Here is a 25,536-nt window from a genome sequence, read left to right as displayed (position 1 = left end):
GGCCTCAGGTGCGGAACGGCCCCGTCACGCAGTACGTGATGCCTCCGGAGGACGACCCCGAGGTGCCACGCTGCGAGGAGAAGTAGAGCCGGTCGCCCACGGGGTTGAAGGCCGGCCCGGTGATCTCCGAGGAGCCCTGGCCGTTGACGCGCAGGAACGGGGAGATCTTGTCGTCGGCCGTGATCAGGCAGATCTCCATGTTGCCGCCGTCCTCGGCCACGTACAGGTCGCCATAGGTGGAGCCGGTGACGTTGTCGACGCCGGTCAGCGGCGCGGTGCCGGGGCTGACGAGGCTGTCGTCGTAGGCGAGTTCGTAGGTGTCGTTGGTCAGGTTGACCTGCCAGACCCGGTTGTCGCCCTTCGTGGTGAACCAGACCGTGTCGTCGGCGTAGTGGCAGCCCTCGCCGCCGTTGAACGACTTGGACCCGGAGACCTGGCTACGCGTGGCCGTGGGCGAGCCGTCCGGGTCGGGGACGTTCGCCCAGGTGAAGGAGCCCGACGTGGCGGATCCTGCCACCAGGACCTGCAGGGTGCCGGACGACAGGTCGCCCCACGTCGTCGGGACGAACCGGTAGAAGCGCCCGTTGGTCTCGTCCTCGGTGAGGTAGATCACCTTGCGGACCGGGTCGGCGGCGGCGGCCTCGTGCTTGAAGCGGCCCATCGCCGGCCGCTGCACGGCGGCGCCGCCGAACGGATAGGTCTCGTACACCAGGCCCAGGCTGACCTCCTCGCACGACAGCCAGGTGTTCCAGGGCGTCTTCCCGCCCGCGCAGTTCGTCCGGGTGCCGGACAGGATCCGGTACGCCGACGTGACGGCCCCGCCGGAGTCGAAGCGGATCGCCGAGGCGCCGCCGCCGGGGTTGATCTCGGAGTTGGACACGTAGATCCAGCCGCTGCCGTCGGCGAAGCAGGCGCCGCCGTCGGGGGCGTCGTGCCACGTGTACGACGTGCCGGGGACGGCCTGGCGGGAGCGTGCGACCACCCGGCTGGTGAAGCCGGCCGGCAACAGGATGCCGTTGGCGTCGGCGGCCTGTAAGGGACCGTAGGGGCCGGGGGCGTTCTGGGCCGGGGCGGCCAGCGCCGCGCCCTGCCAGAGACTGCCGGAGAAGGCGAGGGTGCTCGCGCCGAGCACCGATGCGCGCAGGAAATTACGGCGTTCCATCGACGAAACCTCCATGACCGGGGGGTACGGCTCCGCTGACAGTAAGTCGGCTGAAGATACATCAGACCGTCAGAAAAGTTAACGGCAACAGTGCGATGCCGGACATTCAGGTGCCCGCTTGCGCCCATGGCGGCTGATGATCTGAACTTGATGCGACAGTCGTACGACAGAGGAAGACCATGGCCGACGGCGATGCCGAGATCGTCGAGCAGACCCCGCGCGGGCCGCGCCGGGCGGGGACCGCGGCGCTGCTCGTGCTGACGGCCCTGGCCCTGCTCATCGCCCTGCTCACACCCGTGCTCGGTCCCGCGCCCGACGTGCCCGAGCGCCGGGACGACTCGGGGCCGGGCCCGGTCGTCTCCCCCTCACCCGTACGCCACGCGGCCGGGGTGACGCCCAACGCCGTCTACCCGGCCCCGCACGGCACGGGCGGGACCAGGACGATACGGGTCACGTTCCCCGACGGGTCGCGGGCGGAGCTGTCCTACCCGGCCGAGCTGAACCTGGCCGCGCTCGGCGCCCGTCCGTACACGAGCGGCACCCTGGCCGGCGGCGGGCAGGAGGCGTTCCGCGCCCTCACGACCCCGCTCTACGGCGAGCCCGAGATCGCGGCCGGTCGCCCGATGGTCCGCCCGCTGACCCCCGGGGTCACGCTCTGGCCGGGCCCGCCCGGCCGCGACAGCACCGGTCAGGTCCTGCTGTTCGCGTTCGGCGAGTGGCGGCTGGCCCTGCAGGACGATCACGCGAGCCTGACCTTCGACCAGCGGCTGTCCTGGGCCGAGAACCTGCGCGGCACGCTCACCCCCGACGGATTCCTCACCCTGTCGGGCGGCGGCCCGCTGCGGTTGTCGCGGCCCGGCGAGATCCGCGACGGCCTGCTCGTCGGGCCGCAGCTCTGGCTCGGCGGGCTGAGCCGCCGCATGCTGGTGCTGGTGCCGGTCCCCGACTGCGGGCGGCTGGGCGGGGCACGCGTGGTGCTCGACGCGCGGCACGCCATCGCGCGGAGCGACTGCAGGGACGGCTTCTACCTGGCCGCCTCCGGCGACGAGGACTTCGTGCGCGGCGCGGTCGGCGACGTCCGCGTACGCCCCTTGTGAACCGAGCCGTCCCTCTCGCGAATGCCATACGGGTGTGGACAAAGGAATGGACCCGCCTCCGGCCGTGGGTCATGATGATGAACCACTGCGTCATTCTTCGTTCACCAGGCACGGGATGGATCCGGCTGAGGGAGTGTCCAGGTGGCCGAGCTACGAGGCGTCATCGAGCGGTTGATCCGCCGGCCCGTGTTCTGGCGTGCCGACCCGCCCCTCCCGACCGTGCTGGTGACCGGTGACCAGGCGCGGCCCGCCGTCCAGCGGCTCGCCGAGCCGTTCGCCGACTCCGTGCCGTACGCGTTCGTCAAGGACGAGCACGCCTCTATCCGCGACCTGGTGAAGGCGCTGGCAGGCGAGCACGGCCAGCTCGGCAAGCCGGTCGGCGGCTCGCTCCTGCCGCCGCCGCGCTTCCCGCTGGCCCAGTTCGTGCTCTGGGCGATGGAGCAGCGCGACCTGCCGCCGCAGGGCACCACCGACCCCTGGCCGCCCGAGCCGCAGTCGCACACCGGCTACCGCGAGTTCAGGAAGCGGCTGCGGGCCTGGCGCAGGCGCAGCAGCGGCGGCGACCGGGGCGTGCGGACGTCCGCCGACTTCCTCACCCGCGCCGCCACGACGTGGGTGCCCGTCGGCACGCTGGCCGTCTGGTGGGTCGGCGGGGCCTCCGACCTGGTGGGCGTCGTGCCGTGGCTGCTCGGCGCCGTGGTGGCCCTGGCCGGCACCGGGGCACAGGGCCTGCTGTCGATCCGGGGCTCGCTCTTCATGCGCTGGCTGCGCAAGAAGCCCGCGCTGAGGCGGAAGCGTTTCGAGCGACTCCCCCAGTACGCGCTGCGCATCGCCGGCGCGACACCGGCGCAGGCCGAGAAGCTGCTGGTCCACGCGATGATGCAGGACCTGCTGGACGCGTACAGGAAGTGGGTCATCCCCTGGCCGAGCTGGGGCAGGGGCCTGTACGCGCTCCTGGCGCTCCAGGTGGACACCCCCGACGGGACCAACGCGCGCTTCCTGGACCTGTTCGAGAAGATCACCAGGAGGACCGGCCTGCTCACCCCGATGGTGGTGCTGGCGTCCGTGCCCGACGTCCCGCCCAGCCGACCGGCGCGGCCCGACGACCTGGACGACCTGGACGAGGCGGTCAGGAGATGGCGGAACGCGGCCCGGCTGGGCGTGCCCGACCTGAGCCTGCCCGTCCTGGCCACGGCCCCGCCCGCGGGCGATCCCGCGTACCGGCCGCCGCCGCCACGCCACGCGCGCGCCAGGTTCTACTGGGCGGTGATGGCGCTGCTGCTGGTCGTGCCGCTCTCGCTGGTCGTCTGGATCCAGCGCGACCGGGACGAGCACTGCGGCGGCCTGCCCTGGACCGAGCGCATCGAGAACGAGTGCGTCGGCATCGTCAACGCCTCCCGTGCCACGCCCGAGGACATGTTCGCCGGCAAGGTGCGCGAACTCGTCCAGGAGATCGACAGGAACAACGTCTACGCGACCGAGTCCGGGCGGTACGTGAGCATGGTCCTGTTCGGCGAGTTCTCGATCAAGAAGACCACTCCCGACGACACCCGGCTCGCCGCCGCGATCTCCGAGCTGACGGCGGTCATGGAGTTCCAGCGGACGGTCACCAGCACGCCCCGCCTGCGCGTGCTGATCGCGAACGCGGGCGACAACTTCGTGCACGGGAGGAGGACGGCGCAGCTCATCACCGAGATGGCCGAGCGTGACCCGCACGTGATGGCCGTCGTGGGCCTGCCCCGCAGCGTGAGCGGCGTCAGCGAGGCGATCAAGGAGTTACATCTGGCGAAGATCCCGATGGTGTCGAGCACGGCGACCGCGGACCGGCTCGGCTACGTCAGGAAGGACGAGAAGTCACCCGTGCGGGGAGAGCCGTCCCCCTACTTCTTCCACGTCGGGCCGACGAACTTCCGCCAGGCGACCCTGGGCGCCCGCTACGCCCGGCGCACCCTCCTGGGCGAGGTGGCGAATCCGGTCGCGGTCATCGTGGAGGACCGTACGCCGAGCGACGAGTACACCGGCAATCTGGCCGACGACTTCGAGCGGGCGCTGGGGGTCGAGGGGGTCACGGTCGCGGAGCGGATCCCGTACACGGTGGACGAGGGCGGCATCTCCTCCGCGGCGGGGAAAGCCTGTCTGCGGAAGCCGAACATGCTCGTCTTCGCGGGCCGCTCGTCGGAGTTCCGTGACTTCCTGCGGGCGATCGAGGGCCAGGCGTGCGGGCGGGTGAAGGTCATCGCGGCGGACGACGTCGTCAAGGTCGTGAGCGACCACGGCGAGGAGATCGCGGACATGAGGCAGGTCGAGGTCTACCACATGGCCCTGGCGCACCGGACGTTGTGGACGCCCGAGTCCGCCACCGGCTTCGTCAGCAGGCTGCTGGCCGGCGTCCACGAGGACCTTTCCGACGACAACCTCATCCTCACCTACGACGCGGCCGACGTCGTCTACCGCGCCGCGAACACCGCCTACCGGGTCGCCAGCACGACCGGCGGGCAGGAGGACCAGCGGCTGCCCAGCCGGGGCGACATCCTCTACCGGCTGGCCCGCATGTCGGGCGACACCCCCTGGGCGGGGTCCGGCGGCGTGATCGACTTCACCAGCGAGGAACGGCACACGCCCATGAACAAGTCCATCGCCATCATGAAGGTGGAGAAGACGGGGGAGAAATACTCGCACCCCGTCGTCCGCTGTGGCCGCCTCGACACCGACGAGCCGCCCGAATACGCGCCGCCCACGAAGGACCGCCTGTGCGCGGAGCTGCGGGACACCAGCGACGAGGGCACCGCCGCCCCGGCCACCCAGTAGAGCGGACCGCACGGTGACCCCGCCCTCCGAGGCCGCCCCTGAGGCCGACAGGGTCATGGCCGCCTCCGGGGCGTGCCGGGCGCACGGGGCGAGTGGTAATGCCTCTGCACCCGCTCGTGCAGGGCCGCCTTACGAGGTCACCAGCCGAGTTCGTCGCAGCCGCTGTGGTCGGCCGGCTCGATCTGCAGGGTGGCGTGCGCGATGTCGTGCCGGGACAGCAGCACCTCGCGGGCCCGATCGAGCACGGCGTGGCTGTCTCCGAGATCGGCGGCGACGAGGTGGGCGGTGGCGACGTTCATGCCGGAGGTGAGGGTCCACAGGTGCAGGTCGTGCACGTCGCGTACGCCGTCGATGGCGGCCAGGTCGGCCGCGACGGCGGCGGCGTCCACCCCCTCGGGCACGTGCTGGCCGAGCACGGCGAACACCTGGCGGCCGAGCCCGATGGCGCGTACCGCGACGAAGGCGCCGATGGCCAGCGCCACCAGCGTGTCCCACAGCGCCTGCCCGGTGACCGAGATCAGGACGCCGGCCACGACGACCCCGACGGAGCCCGCCGTGTCGGCCACGACCTCCAGGTAGGCCCCCTTGACGTTGAGGCTCTCGCGGGCGCCCGCGCGCAGCAGGGCCAGCGCGACGAGGTTGACGACCAGGCCGATCGCGCCGACCACCACCATCGGCCCCGACGAGACCTCGGCGGGACCGCCGATCCTGCCGACCGCCTCGGCGACCACGTAGACCGCCACGGCCAGCATCAGCACGACGGCCAGCAGCGAGGCGAACACCTCGGCCCGGTAGGAGCCGTAGCTGCGCCGCCCGGTGGTGTCGGGCCGGGTGGCGATCCTCGTCGCGACCAGCGCCGCACCGAGGGTGACCACGTCGGCGGCCATGTGACCGGCGTCCGAGAGCAGCGCCAGCGACCCGGAGGCGAGGCCGTAGCCCAGCTCGACGACGAAGAACCCGGCGATCAGCACGAACGACACGGCCAGCCGCCAGCGGTGCCGGCCGCCCGCGTGCCCCTGCGCGTGCCCGTGTCCGTGGCCGGTGCCCATCAGGTGTTCCCGTCGCGTTCGGGGTGCAGGGCCTCGGTGTGCTCGGTGTGCGCGAGCGCCACGTCCAGCAGCATGCGTACGTGGGGGTCCTCCAGCCGGTAGTAGGCCATGCGGCCGGAACGGCGGGCGGCCACGATGCGGTGGGCCCGCAGCAGGCGCAGCGCGTGCGAGACCGCCGACTCGCTCTGGCCGGTCACCGCCGCCAGGTCGCACACGCACAGCTCGCCGTCGAGCAACGCGACCAGCAGGCGCAGCCGGTTCGGGTCCGACAGCAGGCCGAACACGTCGGCCGTGTCGATCAGGTCCTCGGACTGCGGCATGCGCTCGCGCACGGCCGTCACCCGGTCGGCGTCGACCACCCGGGTGGTACAGGCGTCGAGTGCCAACACTCTGTCATCTGAAGGACTGTTCATATGAGCAAGGTAGCGGGTGGTCCTGGCGCCCCGTCAAGCGAGGGCGGGTCAGGCGTACGGCCAAGGGGACGAGCGCCAGGAACGCGACCAGCAGGTGGACGGCCCCGGCCAGCCGCTGACCGGCGAACAGGTCAGGCCCACCGGGCGGCGCGGCCACCACGAACCACTCGGCCGCGACCGGCGGCGTCACCAGCAGGAACACGCCCACCGCCAGGAGCACCACGGCCACCGCGCCCAGCAGACCGGCGCGCACCGGCCGGGAGAGCGGGCGCGGGAGCGGGTCCACGCCCACGAGGGGCCAGAACACCACCAGCCCCGCGGCGAGGAACGACAACTGGGTGAGCATATGGGGAACATGCCCGGAAAGTGACCAGGCCAGCCAGCCGGTGCGGTACAGCAGCGGAAAGGCCACCAGGTACGCCACCGGAACCACGGCCAGGAGCGCAGGGGGAACCGTCAGGTGGGCGCGGACACGACCGTATTGGGAGGCGGGAGTGGTGGCGCGGGCCGCCAGCGTGAGCGGAGCGCCGAGGCAGAGCAGCAGCGGGACGGCCACGGCGAGCACGGTGTGCTGCAGGGCGTGGGCCGGCGCCGTCGCCCGCGCGTACGCGCCGACGCCGCCGAGCAGGACCAGGCCCATGGCGGCCAGGCCGGCGTACCAGGCGAGCGTGCGCCCGAGCGGCCACGCGCGGACCCGGCGCAAGCCGACCAGATAGCCGATCGCGGGCAGGGCCAGCAGCAGGAGGACCAGCGGGTCGAGGCGCGCCTCGATGAGCAGGGTGACGGGTGTGAGGCCGGGCAGGTCGTAGCCGAGCACGCCGGGGTCGTGCCCGCCGTCGCCGGTGCCGGGCGGGGCGGTTCGCGACAGGGCGACGGCCAGGGCCAGGGCCACCGCCATCAGCACCAGCTCACCGGTCGCCAGCCGGGCGAACGTGGCCCGTACCGTGCGGTCGGCGGCCCGTGCCACCGTACGGCGGCGGTGGGCCCGCCCGAACAGCGCCAGGGCGGCCAGGGCGGCACTCTTGGCGAGCAGGAGCCGCCCGTACGTGGTCTGCCAGAGGTCGGGCACCGCGTTCATCCGGACCCAGGCCGCCGCCACGCCCGAGACGGCCACGGCCGCGAAGCAGCACAGGGCGATCGTGCTGAAGCGGGGCAGCGCCACGGCGAGGTCGTCGCGGCCGCGAAGGTGCACGAGCACCGCGCCCAGCCCGCCGACCCACAGCGACACCGCGACCACGTGCACCGCCAGCGCCGACACGGCCAGATCGTGGTCACCGGCGGAGGCCGCGTGGCCGACGAACACGGGCGGCAGGATCCCGGCCGCCGCCACGACGAGCAGGAACGCGGCAGGCGGCCGCCCCAGCACCCCAGCGACCGACCGGGAAGCGGCAGGCGGGCGGGGTGCCGGAGGGCGTCCCAGACGGGTGGACGCGCCGACCGCGAGGGAGACGGCGGCGACCAGCGCGAGGGCTCGGGCCTGCGAGATCGACAGGCCGGCGCCCAGGGTGGCGGGGTCGGCGAGCAGGTCGGCGACCGGCACTGCGCTCACCTCCGACACGGTCAGCACGTAGCCGAGGCACGCGGTCACGGCCCAGCCGAGCGCCCACCGACCGGCCGCGCGCAGGCACACCGCCCTCGCCGAGGAGCCCGCCGGGGCCAGGACCGAGGCCGCGAGCAGCGTCCCCACGACGGCCGACGCGCACACCTGGTAGCCGAGCCGGACCAGCGGCAGGCCCCACTCGGTCAGCGGTCCCGCCTCGGGCAGCCCGGCGATCTCCGGCTCGGTTCCGCCGCGCGCCAGCGCGACGGCCGTCAGCACGACGGCCACGGCGATCAGCGCCGACCCCGCGTGAAGTCGCCGGGCCCGGCCGTCACCGGGCACAGGCGGGCGGAGCACCGGCCGGTCACTCCCGCGCGTCGAATCGGGCCGGGCCGGATAGGGCCTGTCCATGGTCAATGTCCCGTCCTGCGCCACATGTCTGGGGATACGCAGGGACGGCAGGCGCGGTTCGCCTTCATCGACGGGGAGTCTGGAGAGAGGTCGTAGGCGCGATCGCGAGCTTGACTCTCGGATCTGCCTGGCAAACGCCAGGGTGATCGAGAAAGAGGAGCGCAAGTGAGTGTCGGAGGCCCGGCGGGCGGGCATGCGGAAGGGAGGCGTACGCAGGCGGGGAGGGTGCCGATGTGGCCCGAGTCGATCGACACACGTACGGACATGACCCTGTCGGGTGAGGTGCGCACGCCGGCGGCGCTGAGCGTGGCCGCGCTGCGCTCGATGCCGCAGCGGGAGACGATCGTGACCTTCGAGTGCCGCAGTTCCGGGCTGCGGCGCCACCACTTCAGCGGACCGCTCCTGATGGACGTGCTCCAGGCCGCCGGCCCGCTCTTCGACCCGGCCGAGCGCAAGGACCGGCTGCGCTTCCTCGTCTCCGTGCTGGGCCGTGACGGGCACCGCGCGGTGCTGTCGTGGGGCGAGCTGGACCCGGAGTTCGGCAACGCGGCGGCGCTGCTGGCCGTGGCCATGGACTGCCGCGACCTCGACGAGCAGGGCCCGCACCTGGTGGTGCCCGGCGACCGCTGCGGCGCCCGGCACGTCAGCGGGGTCGCCAGGATCCGGGTCTGCGCGGACGACCGGTTATGGGACTGAGCCGGACGCCGGGTGTCAGGGCAGGGTGCGGAGGACGGCGACGGCGATCTCGCCGCTGACGGCGTGCAGCGCGACCGAGGGGGCGACGGCGCTGTCGACGATGACGGTGGCCTGGTCGGCCGCCCCCGACGCATAGCTCACGCCGTCGACCACGGCCTGCTCGGCGAGGAGCGACGGACGTCCGGCCCCGGGGCCGCGTCCTGGCACGTGGATGAGCTGGACGCGTTCGCCCCGCTCCAGGTCGTAGGGCGCCTGGCCGGGCTTGAGGTCGAGGCCCACCCTGACGGGACGCCCGGTGACGGCCCCGTTGTCGGCGGCGGCCATCGGCCGGGTGAGCAGCGTGCCGGGGAGCACGGTGACGGTGGCGACGGTCCTGGTGACCCGGTCGAGCTCGGACCAGGACCAGTAGGCCACGCCGTCGTCGGCCACGCGCGCCTCCTGCAGGGCGCTGCGGTCGAGCGGCTGGCCCGCGCCGATCCACTTCGTCACCCGGATCACCGAGGTACGCTCGTCGGCCCGCATCACCAGCACGGTCGTGGCCAGGGCGCCGCCGAGCACGAGCAGCAGTGCGAGCCCGGCCAGGCGCGGCCTGCGTTGACGGGACTGGTGCGGCAGCCCGCGTGAATCGACCCCGGTCAGCACACCAGGTCCTCCAGTCGTCTCGCGTTCGGACGGCACCCATGATGTCACTGTGGGTAATGGGATGTCCTCGGAACGGTGCTCTTCGACCCGGGTGGAACCGGCCCGCCCCTGCGTTTCGGGCGCGGAGCGGGCCGGGGCTTCACTGCCTCCCAGCGGCCCCGGACGACGGCCTCCCTGACGGCGGCCTCCCCGACTCGTTCTAGACGAGGATGTCCACGCGGTACTCCCTGAGCCACTGGTCGAGCTGGAGGAAGCCCTCCAGCGCCGCGCGGGCCGACGAGTCGCCGGGGTCACCGCCGGACGGCTCGGCGAACGCCCGCGCCTTGTCCCGGTCGACCAGCCGGTCGGCGGGCGAGTCGCCGCGCAGGAGCAGCTCGCGGGCCCGTTCGCGCAGGACCCGGTCGTACGACGGGTCCTGGGTGGCCGGGTACGGGCTCTTGACCCGCCGCAGGACGGCGTCGGGCAGCAGGTCGGCGGCGGCGGCGCGCAGCACGCTCTTCTCCCGCCCGTCGAACGTCTTGACCGCCCACGGCACGTTGAAGACGTACTCGACCAGGCGGTGGTCGCAGAACGGCACCCGCACCTCCAGCCCGACGGCCATGCTCATCCGGTCCTTGCGGTCGAGCAGGATCTGCACGAACCGGGTCAGGTGCAGGTAGCTGATCTCCCGCATGCGCCGCTCGTGCCCGCTCTCGCCGGGCAGCCGCGGCACCTCGGCCAACGCCTGGCGGTAGCGCTCCGCCCGGTAGCCGGGCAGGTCGAGGTCGTGGGCGAGATCGTCCTTGAGCAGCCGTTCCGTGCCGTTGCGGCCGGGCATGTCCGTGCCGACGAGCCACGGGAACGTGTCGGCCTCGACCGCCTCGCGGTCGTGGAACCACCGGTAGCCGCCGAACACCTCGTCGGCCGACTCCCCCGACAGCGCCACCGTGGAGTGCTCCCTGATGGCCTTGAACAGCAGGTACAGCGAGGTGTCCATGTCGCCGATGCCGATCGGCAGGTCGCGGGCGCGCAGCACGGCCGAGCGCACGCCCGGGTCCATGAGCGCGGCGGAGTCGAGCACGATGTCGGTGTGGTCGGCGCCCACGTGGCGCACCAGCTCGTGGACGTAGGGGGCGTCGGGCGTCCCGCGGGTCTGGTCGGGCTTGAAGTGCTCGGTGTAGCCGACGAAGTCGACGGAGAACGAGCGTACGGTGCCGAGGTGCTGATCGCGCAGGTCCTTGGCGGCCAGGGCGGTGATCGTGCTGGAGTCGAGGCCGCCGGACAGCAGCGCGCACAGGGGGACGTCGCTGATGAGCTGGCGGGTGACGATGTCGTCCAGCAGGCCGCGTACGGTCTTGACGGTCGACTCGACGTCGTCGTGGTGCTCGTGCGAGTCCAGTTGCCAGTAGCGGCGTTTGCGGATGCCGTCCCGGTCCACCCGGACGAGCTGGCCGGGACGCACCTCGTGCATGCCCGCGAAGACGGCCTTCTCCGGCGTCTTCACGAACCCCATCAGCTCGCACAGCCCCTCGGCGTCGAGCACCCGCCGCGCCATCGGGTTGGCCAGGATGGCCTTCGGCTCCGAGCCGAACAGGACGCCGCGCGGGGTCGGGTAGTAGTACAGCGGCTTGATGCCCATGCGGTCGCGGACGAGGAGGAGTTCCTCGGAGCGGGCGTCCCAGATGGCGAAGGCGTACATGCCGTTGAGGTGCTCGGCCAGGTCCTGTCCCCATTCGAGGTACGCGCGCAGCACCACCTCGGTGTCACTCTGGGTGCGGAAGCGGTGGCCGCGGGCGATCAGCTCCGCGCGCAGTTCGCGGTAGTTGTACACCTCTCCGCTGTAGGTGAGGACGGCGGGCTCCCGCCCGTCGTCGTCGGCCACCATCGGCTGTCGCCCACCCGCGAGGTCGATGATGGCGAGCCTGCGATGCCCGATGGCGGCGTGGGAGGCGGTCCAGAGCCCCTCGTCGTCGGGTCCGCGGCAGGCCATCGTGTCGGTCATGGCCTGTGCGGTGTCGCGGGCCTCCCGGAGGTCTCGCTCGAAGTCGACCCATCCGCAGATGCCACACATGTTGGTCCCCCCATCTTTCGAGGTTCCTAGACGTGCCCGCTTTTAGGTAGATTGTCGGGATTTGTCGCTAAATGTGGTGTATGTCGCTTTTTTAGTGATGGCCTCTTGGCGCAGGCGGGCAGCCCTCGATCGGGAGGCGCAGGGCGAACCTGGCCCCCTGGGGCGAGTCCTCGACCTCGAGCGTCCCGCGGTGCGTATGGGCGATGTCACGGGAGATGGCCAGGCCGAGTCCGCTCCCGTTGGGGTCGCGGCGGCGGCTGTCGTCCAGGCGGACGAAGCGTTCGAAGATGCGTTCGCGGTTGGCGGGGGCGACGCCGGGGCCGTCGTCGGTCACCGCCAGGACGGCCTCGCCGCCGTCCAGTTCGACGCTCACGACGACCGCGGAGCCGGCGTGCCGCTGCGCGTTGGCCAGCAGGTTGTCCAGCACGCGGATGAGCTGCATCCTGGACCCGCAGACGACGAGCCCGGGAGTGGCCTCGACCGTGGCCGGCACCCGGCCGTGCTGCGCGGACACCTCCGTCTCGGCCAGCTCGCCCAGGTCGATCGGCTCGGGCGGCACGGGGTCGGCGGCCCGCAGGCGGGCCAGTTGCAGCAGGTCGTCGACGATCGCCTCCAGCCGGTCGGTGGCCGCCAGCGCCGAGCGGATCGTCGCGTGGGGATCGGTGTCGTCGGGATATCGCACCGCCTCCTCCAGTTGGGCGCGCAGCCCGGTGAGCGGGGTGCGCAGCTCGTGCGAGGTGGTCGAGGCGAAGCGGCGCTGCTGCTCCACCGCGCCCTCCAGGCGGACGAGGGTCACGTTGGCGGTGCGGGCGAGCTGGACGAGCTCGTCGTCCCCGGGCGGGACGGGGACCCGCAGGCTCAGGTCGCTCACCGTGATCTCCGAGAGCCGGGCGCGGATGGCCTCGACGGACCGCAGCGTACGCCCCACCAGCAGCCACGTCGTCCAGGCGGCGACGGTCGTGATGAGGACGATCCCGGCGCCGATGAGGAGTTCGAGCCGGGGCATGGCCAGCAGGTCGGGCTCGGGGGTGCCCGCGTAGACGACGGCGGCGTCGTCCGCGGGGGTCAGCCGGATGGCCATCAGCGCGAGGCACGGCCCCTTCACCGGACACTCGATGATCCGCATGAACCGGTCGTCCGGCGGCGGGCGTACCCGGCTGAGCGGGATGGTCTCCGAGGCCCGCCTGCTGGACTCCACCACGCGATGGCGGGCGTCCACGATCTGGACCAGCTCGACCGGGGCGGAGGCGGGGATCTCCTCGGGGATCGCGCCGCGCCGCGCCAGCGCGCTCCACTGGCTCGCCACGCGCTCGGCCTGGTCGAAGACGGAGTTCTGGAGCTTGTAGCGGATCGCCAGGTCCAGCGTCGCGCCCAGCCCGGTGAGGATGATCAGCGCGAACGCCCCCACCGCGAACGTGTAACGCGCGCGGATGGAATCGGTCAACCTCCCCATGTCGATAGTCTCAGCACAATTGGGACCAGAGAGAAATGCGCTTTAAGCGAGTTTTATACGCTTATGGTATGGACCTGCAGCTACGCCATCTTCGCGCCCTCGTCGCGGTGGTCGACGCGGGCACCTTCACCGACGCGGCGGAGTTGATCGGCTGCTCGCAGGCCGCGGTCTCCCGTTCCATCGCCGCGCTCGAAGCCTCGCTCGGGGCACGAATGCTGGAACGGTCCACCCACCACGTCGCGCTCACGAGCGCGGGCGGGCGGGTGCTCTCCCACGCCCGGCGCGTCCTCGACGAGATCGCCTACCTGCGGCGGATCGCCGACGAGTCCCACTCCGAACTGCGGCTCGGCTACGCCTACGCCGCCCTGGGCAAGCACACGCGCCGCCTGCAGAAGACGTGGGCGCTGGCCCATCCCGGGATGCCGCTGGTGTTCGTCCACTCCAACAGCCCGACGGCCGGTCTCAGCGAGGGCGTCGCCGACGTCGCCGTGATCCGCCGCCCCCTCTCCGACGACCGCTTCGAGGTCACCTCGGTCGGCGTCGAGACCCGCTACGCCGCGATGGACGTCGACCACGCCCTCGCCCGGCGCCGTTCGGTGAGCCTGGCCCAACTCGCCCGCTACACCGTCGCGATGGACCACCGCAGCGGCACGACCACCCCCGACCTGTGGCCGCTCGGCGCCCGCCCCGCGACCCGCTTCACCGACGGGGTCGACGAGTGGCTCACGCTCATCGCCTCCGGCCAGGCCGTCGGGGTCACCGCCGAGGCCACCGCCAACCAGAACCCGCGGCCCGGCGTCGCCTACCGCGCCGTCAGCGACGCGCCCCCGATAGACGTCCGGCTGGCCTGGTGGAAGGACGACCCGCCCCCCTGCCTGGACGCGCTGCTGAGGATGACCCGCGAACTGTACGCGAGCACACCGCCCGTACCGCCACAACGCTCGCGCCCGCAGACCGCGCGGCAGGGCCGGGCCAGGTAGCCGAAGGGCCTGGTCAGGTAAGGGACCTCGATCGAAGACGCCAGGAATTCCGCGGATCCCGGAGCTGTGACGCCGGTCACCTGTACCGTTCCATGCGGACGACGGTCCCACCGCCGTGCCGCACGGATGACGGTCTCACGTGACGGCGCCCGCCGCGCGGCGCCGGCCGGGCAACACGGATCCCTTGGGGGGAGTACAGGATGATCGCGCAGGACCTGGAGAGCACGGCCGTTCGGCGGGACGCCGGTGACCTGGCGAAGGAGGGCGTCGTCGGGGTCACCATCGTGTGGGCCGACAACAACGGCATCCCGCGCTCGCGTACGGTGCCGGTCGACCAGTTCGACGCAGCGGTGCGCCGAGGTGTGGGGGTGACGCCGCTGTTCGCGGTGTTCGACTCGCACGACCAGATCACGTTCGAGCACGCGCCGCTGGGCACGCCTTCGGGTGACATCCGGCTGGTGCCGGTCAACGATCGGCCGGTGCGGCTGGCGGGACAGCCGGGGTTCGGCTGGGTGCCGGGCCGGCTGACGGAGGCCGACGGGTCGCCGTGGGCCTACGACCCGCGGGGCGTGCTGGAGCGTCAGGTGGCCCGCGCGGCGGATCTCGGGCTGCGGTTCCTGGCCGGCTACGAGATGGAGTTCCAGCTCACGACGACCGGTCACGAGGACGGCGACCTGCCGCGCCCGGCCTTCGAGGGCCCCTCGTACGGGCCCGCGAAGCTGCTGGCGGTCGACGAGTTCGCCGGTCAACTGCTGAGCGACCTGCGCGAGAACGGCATCCGGGTGGGCCAGTTCCACGGCGAGTACGGCCCGGGCCAGTTCGAGTTCAACATCGCCCCCGCCGACCCGCCGGCCGCGGCCGACCAGCAGGTGCTGGCCCGCCAGACCATCCACGCCGCCGCCCGGGCGCACGGGCTGCGCGCGAGCTTCGCCCCGCTGGTGACCCTGGGTCAGGTGGGCAACGGGTGGCACCTGCACACGTCGGTGTCGCGGGCGGGGGTGAACCTGCTGTCTGGCGGGAACGGTCCACACGGGCTCACCGCCGACGGGGCCGCGTACCTGGCCGGGCTGCTGCGCGACCTGCCGGCCGTGGTGGCCGTCACCGCCCCGAGCCAGTGCTCGCTGCAGCGGCTGCGGCCGGGGTTCTGGTCGGGCGCGTACGCGTTCTGGGGCGTCGAGAACCGGGAGGCGGCCCTGCGCCTGGTGCCCTCCACCCCGCTGCTGGGGCCCGACCACGCGAACGTCGAGCTGAAGCCGTCGGACGCGTCGGGGAACCCGTACCTGTCGCTGGCCGTGGTGATCGCGGCGGGCGTGGCCGGGATCGAGGACGGGCTCACGCCGCCCCCCGCGATCCAGGAGGACCCCGGGCGGTGGAGCGAGTGCCGCCGGGCCGAACTCGGCGTCCGCCGCCTGCCCACGACGGTGGCGGAGCAGACGGAGGCGCTGCTGGGGAGCGAGCGGATCAGGAACGCGCTGGGCGAGGAGCTGACCGGCGCGTTCCTGACGGTGCGGGCGTCCGACGCGGCGTGGGCCGCCGACCGCGACGCGACCGAGGTGGTCCGGGCACACCGCTGGCTGTACTGACCGGCCCTCCCGGCACGGCTTGCACCGGTCCTCCCGGCTCGGCTCGGTGGGGTCAGTGCGGGAGGTGGTCGCGCTGGGCGGCGTACAGGTCGGTGACGCGGGGCGTCGAGCCCTGCTGGGCGGCGAGGTTCTGCAGGTCACTGGCGAAGTCCCGGGGCAGCCCGCTGGCCGTGTCGGCGGTGCCCCGCACGCCCAGGGTCACGCTGCGCGGGGCGACGTCCGCGACCGCCACGGCGTACGCGCTGTCGCCCGTGATGCGGACGTTCCAGTGCGCCATCCTGGCGCCGAACAGCGGGCCGGAGGCGGCCGAGCCGCCGACCCGGCCGTTGTTCACCAGGGTGATGTCGGTCCTGACGTTCTCGAAGGGCAGTGCCCGGTGGGTGTCGAACGTGCCCTCCGCCATCCGGCCGCGCCGCCAGACGTTGCCCGACGACAGGCCCTCCACGTTGAGTCCGTGGTGGAGGGCGCCGGACGGCACCGGCACGGTGAACTCCTCGATCACGAAGTCCTCGACGAGGTTGTCGTGCGACTGCATCCGGCAGGCGAAGCTGTGGTGCACGGCCCGGCCGCCGACCGCGACGTCCGAGAGCGTGATCGACTTGGCGGAGGTGAACCCGAAGCCGAGGTCGCAGTTCTCGACCCGGACCCCGCTCGCCCAGCAGTCGTGCACGGCCTGGAAGCAGACCCCGTTCGAGCCGGGGTGCCTGTTGTGCGCGGTCATCGCGACCGGTTCGTTGCGGATGGTCAGGTGCTCGACGCCGCTGTCGCTGACCGTGGGGCCGATCGCCCTCAACCGGGCCGGCCAGCCGGGACGCAGGTCGTGCTTGAGCGCCTGGGCCAGGACGACCAGCCGGTCACCGAGAACGGCCTCGACGCGGACGGGCCACTGGAGGGTGGCGTACTGGACGTACTGGCCGCCCGAGCCGGTGACGAGCTGCGGCGCGCGGCGCGGCCAGTCGTACGACAGGGCGCCGGGAACGTCCCCGGCGAGATGCGCCAGCAGGCTCGCGTCCGGCGGGTTGTCGCATTCGAGCACCACCATGTCGCCCGCCCGCAGCCCGCTCGTCGCCGAGACCAGCAGCGTTCGCTGGCCGCGTGCGGCGGGGGCCACGTCCGCGAGGGTGTCGCCCAGCAGCCAGCCTTCGGTGCCGGCGAAGTCCTCCGCCTCCGAGCGGGCCCGCCGCTCGGCGGCCACGAACCAGATCTGCCCGCCGGTCCACGACCAGCGGCTGTTCCCGTTGGACTGGCGGGCCTGCCGGTAGCCGTCGTCGAGCGTACGGCTGAAGTGCAGCACGGTGGCCTCTCGCCCGGCACCCCTGAGCACGACGCCGGACCAGTGCACGAAGACCGGCGAGGCCAGCAGGTACGTTCCGCGCGGCACCAGGACGACGCCGCCGCCGCGCTCCCCGGCGGCGCGCAGGGCGGCGTTGAACGCCGGGGCGCAGTCTGTCGTCCCGTCCGCGCGGGCGCCGTGGTCGGTCACCCGGGTCACGATCTCGCCCCGTGGCGGGCGCGTGCCGAGGCGGTGGCCCGCGCGGGAGACGTCGGGGATCAGGGGATGGGTTCCCGGCCCGTCGGCCCACTGGTCCAGTAACGCGGACGAGGCGTCCGGCGGCCGGTCGGCCGCGGCCTCCGCCGCGAGTGCGGGGACACTTGCTGGCACGGCGGCCGCCGCCGCGCCACCGAGCAACGCCCGGCGGCTCAGACCTGCGGAATCGTGACGCATCGCGGCACGTCGAGACGGCATTGGTCACCACCGGGGGGTCGTGGAGACATCGGATCTCTGAGCGTAAATGGTGCCGCGAGGGGATTCAAATCTTGACGAAAGCGATTTCACCTGGATGCACGTGCTCTTTCGACGCAGGCACTTGCCCTCCGGAAGGGTGCGAGCGCCAACCGGGCACACATCCGATGTATGCGGCCCACGATAGCCGACCTCGCAGACCACCGCCGGTTCCGGCCGACTGCCCCCGCGACGGGCGGGCGGTGACCGACGGCGGGGATTCATCGGCAGGTCAACATACGGTCATTTGCCGACATTAGCGTCTGGACGCTGGTGATTGCTGTGTTGAAAGGCCATGTCATGTTCCGTCCTGTTCTCGCAGGTCTTGCGCTCGCCGCCGCGACGATCGCCGTCCCGCACGCCGCCTCGGCCGAGCCCGCGCCCGCGCCACGGCCCGTGGTCGTCAAGGATGTGAGCATTCCGCCGGTCCCCTTGGGCGACCTGCAGGCGTCCATCGACGACGATCGCGGGGTTAGGCTGGGCGGGGTCGGCAGCGGCCTGTTCCCGGCCGGGCGGAGCGGCGACTACTGGATGGTCACCGACCGTGGGCCCAACGGGCAGATCACCGTGGGGACGGAGAAGCGCCGCACGTTCCCGATCCCCGAGTTCGCCCCGGCGATCGTCCAGGTGTCCACCCGGTTCGGCGTCGAGATCAAGAAGTACGTGCCGCTGGTCGGCCGCTCCGGCAAGCCGATCACGGGCATGAGCAACCAGGCGGGCCACGACGAGCGGCCCTACACCTGGGACGCGCAGACCGCGCTGCCGTACAACCCGAGCGGGGTTGACACCGAGGACATCGTGCGCACCTCGCGCGGCGACTTCTGGCTGATCGACGAGTACGGCCCGTCGCTGCTGCACGTCTCGGAGCGGGGACTGGTGCTGGCCCGGTACGTCCCCAAGGGCCTCGGGCTCACCGGCGCCGACTACCCGGTCAAGGAGTCGCTGCCGGCCATCCTCGCCACCCGCCAGCAGAACCGCGGCTTCGAGGGCCTGGCGATCGACGGCGACACCCTCTACCTCGCGGTGCAGAGCCCGCTGGAGAACCCCGACAAGAAGACCGGCACGTCCTCCCGCATCGCCCGCATCCTCACGTTCGACCTGCGCTCCGAGAAGGTGACGGGCGAGTACGCCTACCGGTTCGAGGACGTCACCACCTTCGACCCCAAGGCGAACGGCGACCAGAACCAGATGAAGATCTCCGGCCTGTCGCACGTCGGCGGGCGCAGGCTGCTGGTCGACGAGCGCACCGACAACGTCGCCAGGATCTACCAGATCGACCTGGCCAAGGCCACCAACCTGCTGGGCGGACGGTACGACGACCGGGCCACCGCGCCCTCGCTGGAGGCGCAGGCCGACCCGTCGGGCGTCAGGCTCCCGGCCAAGTCGCTGGTCGCCGACCTGTCCCAGGTGGCGCCCACGCTGCCGGGCAAGGTCGAGGGCATCGCCCTGCTCGGCGACCGGCGGACGCTCGTCGTGGCCAACGACAACGACTTCGGCCTCGGCGAGTTCGGCGCGGACGGCCGGCTGGTGGACACCGGCGTGCAGAGCCGGATCGTCACCATCCGCCTGGCCCGCCCGCTCCGCTGACGGCCCCGGCATCGGGGCGCCGGGCGGCGGATCCGAGCGGCGCCCCGACGCCGGGGTGGCCCGGAACGATCTGTCGCCTGGCGTTCACCGTTCACGTGTGGAATGTGATGCTTTAGAGCTATTTGACTTCCGATGTGACCTTCAACTTATGGCAGGCCCCCCTGTCTCACAGGCGCCGCAGACGCGCCGCGGCGCTGCTCGCGGTGGCGGCGCTCGCCCTCACCGGCCTTCACGCGCCCGCGTACGCGGAGCCGTCCGACCCGGTGGCGGAGACGGCCGAACAGGCGTGGCTCGCCTCCTCCTACCTCCCGTCGGCGACTCCGCTGCTCGACACCCCAGCAGGTACGGCAGGCACGACAGCGGACACGGCGGCACAGGCGGCCGCCACCGGCGGGCCCATCGAGACCTACCGGACCGACCGACCGGTGGCCCCCGGCGTGGTGCTCGACTCCGTCGACACCGTGGACCCGCGCGGCTGGCAGCGCTCCGACGCCCTCACCATCGACCTCACCAAGGGCAGCAGGATCGGCTACCTCGACGCCGGCAAGGTCGCGGCGACGGGCAGGATCACCGAGATGGCCGACCGGGCCGGCGCGGTGGCGGCGGTGAACGGCGACTTCTTCGACATCAACAACTCCGGCGCCCCCGAAGGCGTCGGCATCCGGGACGGGAACGTCGTCAAGTCGCCCTCCGGCAACTCCGGCAAGGCCGTCGCCATCGACTCCTCCGGCGTCGGGCGCGTCCTCGACGTGCTCTTCGAGGGCACGGTGACGCTCCCGGGCGGAGAGCCGACGCCGCTGGCCCGGCTCAACGCCGCCGCCCTGCCCGCCGGCGGCATCGGCGCGTACGACGCGCGCTGGGGCGCCCACACCCGGGCCCGCGCCGTGCAGAACGTGTCCCAGGTGACCGAGGCGCTGATCGTGGACGGCAAGGTGCGGCAGGTCACCTCGGGCGCGGGCCAGGGCGACATCCCGGCGGGGGCGACCGTGCTGCTCGGCCGGGACGCGGGGGCCGCCCGGCTGGCGGGGCTGACGCCCGGCGACGCCGTCGAGGTCTCCTACCGGGTCCACCCGTCCGTGGACGCGGACCTGGTCACCGCCGTCGGCGGGCGCGCGCTGCTGGTCAAGGACGGCGCCGCGCAGACCGTGGACGACGTCACCCTCGCCGCCCGCATGGCCGTCGGGTTCAGCGCCGACGGCAGGAAGATGTTCCTGGTGACCGTGGACGGCAACCGTACGGCCAACAGCCGCGGCGCGACGCTGAGGGAGATGGCCGACCGGCTCGTCCGGCTCGGCGCGAACGTCGGGCTGGAGATCGACGGCGGCGGCTCGGCCACGATGGCCACCCGCTCCCCCGGCTCCGCCCAGGTGCGGATCGCCAACGAGCCGAACGACGGCACCGAGCGCCTCGTCCCCAACGGCCTGGCCGTCTACGGCAAGAAGGGCAGCGGCGAACTGCGCGGCGTGTGGGTCCGCCCGGCCGTCGAGACCTCGCTCGCCCCCGGGACGGGGCCGGTGCCCGGCGGCCGGCCCGACCGGGTGTTCCTCGGCCTCACCAGGACCATCGCCGCCACCGGCCACGACGAGACGTACGGACCGGTGGACGGCGCGGCCCGCGAACTGCGGTGGAGCGCCACGCACGGCAGCGCGGACGACGGCGTCTTCCGCGCCAAGCTGCCCGGCGCCGCGACGGTGACCGCGTCGTCCAGGTCGGTGCGCGGCAGCACCAGGCTGGAGGTGCTCGGCCGGGCCGTCCGGCTGGAGCCCACGCAGACGTCCGTGAACATCGCCGACGCCTCGGCCAGTGCCTCCCTCGGCATCGTGGGCTACGACGAGCACGGCAACTCGGCCCCCGTCGAGCCGCGGGACCTCACGCTGACGTACGACACCACGCTGCTCGACCTCACCGCCGACGACGCGGGCGGATACCGGATCACCGCCAGGAAGCCCTCGGGCGCGGGCCTGGTGACCGTCCGGGCCGGCGACGTGACCACGACCGTGGCCGTGAGCGTGGGGGTGGAGAAGCAGACCCTGGCGAACTTCGACAACGCCGCCCAGTGGACGGCGGGCTCGGCCCGGGGCACCGCCACCGTGACCCCGGCCGCCGAGGGCGTCAGCGGCGGCGGGCTCAAGCTGGCCTACGACTTCACCCAGTCCACCGCCACGCGGACCGCCTACGCCACCTCGCCGCAGCGGCTCGGCCGGCCCGGTCAGACCCGCGCGTTCGGGCTGTCGGTCCACGGGCGCGGCCAGGGCGAATGGACGGCGATCCAGGTCATCGACGCCACCGGCAAGGCGACGTCGGTCTACGGGCCGTACATCACGTGGAACGGCTGGCGGGAGATCGAGTTCCCGGTGCCCGCGGGGCTGGCGCAGCCCGTCACGGTCAACCGGTTCTACGCGATCGAGATCAAGGCCAACCGGCAGTACGCCTCCGACGTGCTGATCGACGAGCTGTACGCCCAGGTGGCCCCGTCGGTCGAGGCGCCCGCCGCGCCCCAGGTGCGCGACCGGCTCGTCTCCGGGCAGCCGGGACGCGGCGACTGGCGGTTCGCCGTCATGTCCGACGCCCAGTTCGTCGCCCGGGATCCGGACTCGGCCCTGGTGGCCGGCGCCCGGCGGACGCTGCGCGAGATCAGGGCGGCCAGGCCGGACTTCCTGGTGATCGCCGGGGACCTCGTGGACGAGGCGTCGGAGGCGGACTTCCAGCTCGCCAGGCGCGTCCTCGACGAGGAGCTGGGCGGCGCGCTGCCGTACTACTACGTGCCCGGCAACCACGAGGTGATGGGCGCGAGCATCGCCAACTTCCGTACGTACTTCGGCGCCACCAGCCGGACGTTCGACCACAAGGGCACCAGGTTCGTCACCCTCGACAGCTCGCTCGGCACGATCAGGGGCGGCGGCTTCGACCAGCTCGAACGGCTGCGCACCGCACTGGACGAGGCGGCAGGGGACGACCGGGTCGGCTCGCTCGTCGTCGTCGAGCACCACCCGCCGCGCGACCCGACGGTCGCCAAGCTCAGCCAGCTCGCCGACCGCAAGGAGGCCGCGCTGGTCGAGCAGTGGCTCGCCGACTTCCAGCACCGTACCGGCAAGGGCACGGCGTTCGTGGGCGGCCACGTCGGCACCTTCGACGCCGGGCGGGTGGACGGCGTGCCGTACCTGATCAACGGCAACTCGGCCAAGACGCCGTCCACGACGCCCGCCCAGGGCGGCTTCACCGGCTGGAGCCTGCTGTCGGTCGACCCGGTCGGCAAGGCCGAGCGGACGGCGGCGAAGCTGTTCCCGTTCGCGGGCGGGCCGCGCTGGCTGACCGCCGAGCTGCGGCCGCACGTGGACCAGCTCACCGTGACCGCCCCCGCGCAGCTCGAGGTCGGCGCGTCGGCCCAGGTGAGCGCGACGATCACGCAGGGTTCCCGTCAGGTGCCCGCGGCCTATCCGGCCGGTGTCACCTGGTCGGGCAGCCGCGACCTGCACGTCGGGGAGGCCAGGTCGGCGGACCGCGGCGACGTGGCGGTCTTCGACCCGGCGACGGGGACGCTGACGGCGCGCAGGCCGGGCACGGTGACGCTCTCCGTGACGGTCAACGGCGTCACCCGCGAAACCACGCTCACCGTCGTCCGATAACTCCGGTCGGTCCGGCCTGACTCGTCGGTCCGGCCGTTCCGGCCGGTCCGGCGAGTCCGGCGAGTCCGGCGAGTCCGGCGAGTCCGGCGATCGGATGAGACTCGTCCCCGCCTTCGGGCCCGGTGCAGGCCGGGCGCGAGGGCGGGGCACGAGGCAACCGGTCAGGTTGACCTCAGACCACGGTCAAAGGTCATGACCTGAGATTTCATGACTTGTCCACTCTTCATATATAGATCTCCGCGTTTGTCGGTTTACGCTCCCCGGCATGCATGTAAAGTCCCGGGTCCCGGCGATCCTCGTCGCGGCCGGCGTCCTCGTCGGCTCGATCGCCGCCCTCTCCTCACCCTCCGTGGCCGAGCCCTCCGCTGCCGCGGCCCCCGGAACCGTGGTCGTCAGCCAGGTCTACGGCGGAGGCGGCAACTCCGGCGCTCCCCTGACCAACGACTACGTCGAGCTGTTCAACCGGAGCAGCGCGCCCGTGCCCCTGGACGGCTGGTCGGTGCAGTACACGAGCGCCACCGGCACGGGGAACTTCTCCGCCAACAAGACCGCCCTCTCCGGCACCCTCGCGCCCGGCCAGTACCACCTCGTCCAGCTCGCGGCGGGCACCACCCCCAGCGGCGCGCTCCCCCAGCCCGACAGCGTCGGCACCATCAACCTGAGCGGCACCGCGGGCAAGGTGGCGCTGGTCCGCTCGGCCGACGGCCTGGCCTGCAACGGCTCGTCCACGCCGTGCACCGACGCCCAGCTCGCGCAGATCGCCGACCTGGTCGGGTACGGCACCGCGAACTTCTCCGAGGGCGCCCCTGCCCCCGCCATCACCAACGCCACCAGCGCGTTCCGCAAGAGCGGCGGCTGCGCCGACACCGACGACAACGCCGCCGACTTCGAGACCGGCGCCCCCGCGCCGCGCAACAGCGCCACCACGGCGGCCCCCTGCGGCGGCGGCGACCCGTCGCCGACCCCCACGCCCACCCCCACGCCCACCCCGAGCCCGACGCCGACCGAGAACTGCGACACCGCGGCCACGCACCAGATCTCCCAGGTGCAGGGCAGCGGCGAGACCAGCCCGGTCAACGGCCAGAACGTGCGCGTCGAGGGCGTCGTCACCGGCTCCTTCCAGGGCGCGGGCGGGCTCGGCGGCTTCGCCCTGCAGTCCCTGCGGCCGGACGCCGACCCGGCGACCTCCGAGGGTCTGTTCGTGTTCAGCTCCTCGCCGGTCAAGGCCGGTGACCGGGTGCTCGTCTCCGGCAAGGTGATCGAGTACAACGGCCTCACCGAGATCTCCCCGGCCACCGCCGTGAACGTCTGCGGCACCGGCAAGGTCAAGCCGGTCGAGGTCGACCTGCCGCTCAAGAAGGGCGTCACCTTCGAGCGCCACGAGAGCATGCTCGTGACCTTCGACACCGACCTCGCCGTCTCCGAGGTCTACAACCTGGGCCGCTACGGCGAGATCACCCTCTCCGCGGACAGCCGCCTCTGGCAGCCGACCGACCGCGACGGCGTGGACACCGAGAAGGACGCCCGCCGCAAGATCCTGCTCGACGACGGCTCGAACGCGCAGAACCCGCCCACGCTGCCGTACCACACCAAGGGCTCCGACACCGTCCGGATCGGCGACGAGGTGCGGGACCTGACCGGCGTCCTCACGTACGGCTTCGGCGTCTACCGCGTCCAGCCGACCGAGCCGGTGGACTTCCGGGCCGAGAACCCCCGCCCCGCCCGTCCCGAGCGGGTCGGCGGCGACGTCCAGGTGGCCAGCCTCAACACGCTCAACTGGTTCACCACGCTCGGCTCCCGTGGGGCCACCAACGCCGCGGAGCGGGACCGCCAGCTCGCCAAGCTGGTCGCCAACATCACGACGCTCAACCCCGCCGTGGCCGGGCTGATGGAGGTCGAGCGCAACAACGACGTGGCGCTGAACGCCCTGGTCGACGCGCTCAACGCCAAGGCCGGCGCGGGCACGTACAAGGCGATCACGCACCCCAACCCGGGCACCGACCTCATCCAGACCGCGCTGATCTACCAGCCGGCCAAGGTCACCCCGATCGGCCAGGCGCGGTCGTCGTCCGACCCGATCTTCAACCGGCCGCCGCTGGTGCAGACCTTCGGCAAGGCCGACGGCAAGGGCAAGACCTTCACCGTGCTGGTGAACCACTTCAAGTCGAAGGGCTGCACCGACGTCGACGGGCCCGCCACGGGTGACGACGCCGACCAGGGCGACGGGCAGAGCTGCTACAACGCCAAGCGCGTCAAGCAGGCCGAGGCCGTACTGGCGCTGATCGACGAGCTGAAGCTGCCCAACGCCCTCGTTCTCGGCGACATCAACGCCTACGGCGAGGAGGACCCGATCCACGCCTTCGAGGAGGCCGGGCTGACCAGCCTGAGCAAGAAGCACATCAAGAAGGACGAGCGCTACAGCTACGTCTTCGACGGCCTGTCCGGCGAACTGGACCACGTGCTGGCCGACAGGGGCGCGCGCAAGCTGGTGACCGACGCCACCATCTGGCACGTCAACGCCGACGAGGGCCGGTTCATGGACTACAACACCGAGTTCAACCCGCCCTACCTGTACGCGCCCGACCCCTTCCGCTCCTCCGACCACGACCCGCTGCTGGTGGGTCTGAACCTCTGAACCCGCGCGGCCGCGGCGGTC

16 protein-coding genes are annotated in these 25,536 nt (G+C 72.5%); 8 read left to right on the top strand and 8 right to left on the bottom strand.

The genetic code is table 11. The features are described from left to right. Window positions 1-4 precede the first annotated feature (4 nt). Window positions 5-1,162 (bottom strand): alkaline phosphatase PhoX, encoded by a 1,158-nt coding sequence (locus ACZ6S0_RS24730; RefSeq protein WP_465921690.1) that lies wholly within the window; start codon window positions 1,160-1,162, stop codon window positions 5-7. 179 nt (window positions 1,163-1,341) lie between these two features. Between ACZ6S0_RS24730 and ACZ6S0_RS24725 the strand changes: the two genes are divergently transcribed. Both ACZ6S0_RS24725 and ACZ6S0_RS24720 read left to right on the top strand, forming a co-directional pair. Further along, window positions 1,342-2,259 carry a hypothetical protein gene (locus ACZ6S0_RS24725; protein WP_465921689.1) on the top strand — a complete coding sequence of 306 codons (918 nt, stop codon included), beginning with the start codon at window positions 1,342-1,344 and terminating at the stop codon, window positions 2,257-2,259. 141 nt (window positions 2,260-2,400) lie between these two features. Further along, window positions 2,401-5,067 (top strand): ABC transporter substrate-binding protein, encoded by a 2,667-nt coding sequence (locus ACZ6S0_RS24720; protein WP_465921688.1) that lies wholly within the window; start codon window positions 2,401-2,403, stop codon window positions 5,065-5,067. Between the two features lie 137 nt (window positions 5,068-5,204). On the opposite strand, the gene ACZ6S0_RS24715 is transcribed toward ACZ6S0_RS24720, so the two are convergent. Genes ACZ6S0_RS24715 through ACZ6S0_RS24705 form a run of 3 tightly spaced genes read right to left on the bottom strand, consistent with a single transcriptional unit; the run spans window position 5,205 to window position 8,426 of the window. Continuing rightward, window positions 5,205-6,116, bottom strand: a complete 912-nt coding sequence (locus ACZ6S0_RS24715; RefSeq protein WP_465921687.1) for a cation diffusion facilitator family transporter — start codon at window positions 6,114-6,116, stop codon at window positions 5,205-5,207. After that, the gene (locus ACZ6S0_RS24710; RefSeq protein WP_465921686.1) at window positions 6,116-6,505 is read right to left on the bottom strand and encodes an ArsR/SmtB family transcription factor; all 390 of its coding nucleotides are present in this window, start codon (window positions 6,503-6,505) and stop codon (window positions 6,116-6,118) included. The genes ACZ6S0_RS24715 and ACZ6S0_RS24710 overlap by 1 nt, the downstream gene beginning before the upstream one ends. Before the next feature lie 4 nt (window positions 6,506-6,509). After that, window positions 6,510-8,426, bottom strand: a complete 1,917-nt coding sequence (locus ACZ6S0_RS24705) for a bifunctional copper resistance protein CopD/cytochrome c oxidase assembly protein (protein ID WP_465921685.1) — start codon at window positions 8,424-8,426, stop codon at window positions 6,510-6,512. A 219-nt stretch (window positions 8,427-8,645) separates the two neighbouring features. On the opposite strand from ACZ6S0_RS24705, the gene ACZ6S0_RS24700 reads away from it, so the two are divergent. After that, window positions 8,646-9,176 carry a molybdopterin-dependent oxidoreductase gene (locus ACZ6S0_RS24700; RefSeq protein WP_465921684.1) on the top strand — a complete coding sequence of 177 codons (531 nt, stop codon included), beginning with the start codon at window positions 8,646-8,648 and terminating at the stop codon, window positions 9,174-9,176. Window positions 9,177-9,191: 15 nt separating this feature from the next. Here the strand turns inward: ACZ6S0_RS24700 and ACZ6S0_RS24695 are convergent, their stop codons facing one another. The 3 genes from ACZ6S0_RS24695 to ACZ6S0_RS24685 all read right to left on the bottom strand — a co-directional run bounded on the left by ACZ6S0_RS24695 (window position 9,192) and on the right by ACZ6S0_RS24685 (window position 13,321). Then, window positions 9,192-9,818: a hypothetical protein gene (locus ACZ6S0_RS24695; protein ID WP_465921683.1), complete on the bottom strand. Its 627-nt coding sequence runs from the start codon at window positions 9,816-9,818 to the stop codon at window positions 9,192-9,194. 199 nt (window positions 9,819-10,017) lie between these two features. After that, window positions 10,018-11,868: an asparagine synthase (glutamine-hydrolyzing) gene (asnB, locus tag ACZ6S0_RS24690; protein ID WP_465921682.1), complete on the bottom strand. Its 1,851-nt coding sequence runs from the start codon at window positions 11,866-11,868 to the stop codon at window positions 10,018-10,020. A 91-nt stretch (window positions 11,869-11,959) separates the two neighbouring features. Beyond that, window positions 11,960-13,321 carry a sensor histidine kinase gene (locus ACZ6S0_RS24685; RefSeq protein ID WP_465921681.1) on the bottom strand — a complete coding sequence of 454 codons (1,362 nt, stop codon included), beginning with the start codon at window positions 13,319-13,321 and terminating at the stop codon, window positions 11,960-11,962. 68 nt (window positions 13,322-13,389) lie between these two features. Here ACZ6S0_RS24685 and ACZ6S0_RS24680 point away from each other — a divergent pair, with 68 nt between their 5' ends. Together ACZ6S0_RS24680 and ACZ6S0_RS24675 are read left to right on the top strand one after the other, a co-directional pair. Beyond that, window positions 13,390-14,301, top strand: coding sequence for a LysR family transcriptional regulator (locus tag ACZ6S0_RS24680; protein WP_465921680.1), 912 nt, complete (start codon window positions 13,390-13,392; stop codon window positions 14,299-14,301). A gap of 200 nt (window positions 14,302-14,501) precedes the next feature. Then, a complete protein-coding gene (locus ACZ6S0_RS24675) occupies window positions 14,502-15,884 on the top strand; it encodes a type I glutamate--ammonia ligase (RefSeq protein ID WP_465921679.1) in 1,383 nt (460 codons plus the stop codon). Between the two features lie 52 nt (window positions 15,885-15,936). Here ACZ6S0_RS24675 and ACZ6S0_RS24670 read toward each other — a convergent pair whose 3' ends face one another. Beyond that, window positions 15,937-17,610 (bottom strand): glycosyl hydrolase family 28-related protein, encoded by a 1,674-nt coding sequence (locus ACZ6S0_RS24670; protein WP_465921678.1) that lies wholly within the window; start codon window positions 17,608-17,610, stop codon window positions 15,937-15,939. Between the two features lie 357 nt (window positions 17,611-17,967). Between ACZ6S0_RS24670 and ACZ6S0_RS24665 the strand changes: the two genes are divergently transcribed. The 3 genes from ACZ6S0_RS24665 to ACZ6S0_RS24655 all read left to right on the top strand — a co-directional run bounded on the left by ACZ6S0_RS24665 (window position 17,968) and on the right by ACZ6S0_RS24655 (window position 25,515). Further along, window positions 17,968-19,254 carry an esterase-like activity of phytase family protein gene (locus ACZ6S0_RS24665; RefSeq protein WP_465921677.1) on the top strand — a complete coding sequence of 429 codons (1,287 nt, stop codon included), beginning with the start codon at window positions 17,968-17,970 and terminating at the stop codon, window positions 19,252-19,254. 134 nt (window positions 19,255-19,388) lie between these two features. Continuing rightward, complete coding sequence (locus ACZ6S0_RS24660) at window positions 19,389-22,880, top strand: phosphodiester glycosidase family protein (RefSeq protein WP_465921676.1); 3,492 nt, start codon at window positions 19,389-19,391, stop codon at window positions 22,878-22,880. 265 nt (window positions 22,881-23,145) lie between these two features. Beyond that, the gene (locus tag ACZ6S0_RS24655; protein ID WP_465921675.1) at window positions 23,146-25,515 is read left to right on the top strand and encodes an ExeM/NucH family extracellular endonuclease; all 2,370 of its coding nucleotides are present in this window, start codon (window positions 23,146-23,148) and stop codon (window positions 25,513-25,515) included. Window positions 25,516-25,536: the final 21 nt, after the last annotated feature.

It is taken from the genome of Nonomuraea sp. NPDC051298 (assembly GCF_055586305.1).
Note: the sequence above shows the minus strand (reverse complement) of the source record. Positions and strands in the feature narration are given on the sequence as shown.

Bases quoted from the DNA above. Each gene is read 5' to 3' on its own strand.
- ACZ6S0_RS24730 (WP_465921690.1), bottom strand. From the start codon at position 1,162: ATGGAACGCCGTAATTTCCTGCGCGCATCGGTGCTCGGCGCGAGCACC.
- ACZ6S0_RS24715 (WP_465921687.1), bottom strand. From the start codon at position 6,116: ATGGGCACCGGCCACGGACACGGGCACGCGCAGGGGCACGCGGGCGGC.
- ACZ6S0_RS24665 (WP_465921677.1), top strand. From the start codon at position 17,968: ATGTTCCGTCCTGTTCTCGCAGGTCTTGCGCTCGCCGCCGCGACGATC.
- ACZ6S0_RS24680 (WP_465921680.1), top strand. From the start codon at position 13,390: ATGGACCTGCAGCTACGCCATCTTCGCGCCCTCGTCGCGGTGGTCGAC.
- ACZ6S0_RS24725 (WP_465921689.1), top strand. From the start codon at position 1,342: ATGGCCGACGGCGATGCCGAGATCGTCGAGCAGACCCCGCGCGGGCCG.
- ACZ6S0_RS24685 (WP_465921681.1), bottom strand. From the start codon at position 13,321: ATGGGGAGGTTGACCGATTCCATCCGCGCGCGTTACACGTTCGCGGTG.
- ACZ6S0_RS24655 (WP_465921675.1), top strand. From the start codon at position 23,146: ATGCATGTAAAGTCCCGGGTCCCGGCGATCCTCGTCGCGGCCGGCGTC.
- ACZ6S0_RS24670 (WP_465921678.1), bottom strand. From the start codon at position 17,610: ATGCGTCACGATTCCGCAGGTCTGAGCCGCCGGGCGTTGCTCGGTGGC.
- asnB (WP_465921682.1), bottom strand. From the start codon at position 11,868: ATGTGTGGCATCTGCGGATGGGTCGACTTCGAGCGAGACCTCCGGGAG.
- ACZ6S0_RS24675 (WP_465921679.1), top strand. From the start codon at position 14,502: ATGATCGCGCAGGACCTGGAGAGCACGGCCGTTCGGCGGGACGCCGGT.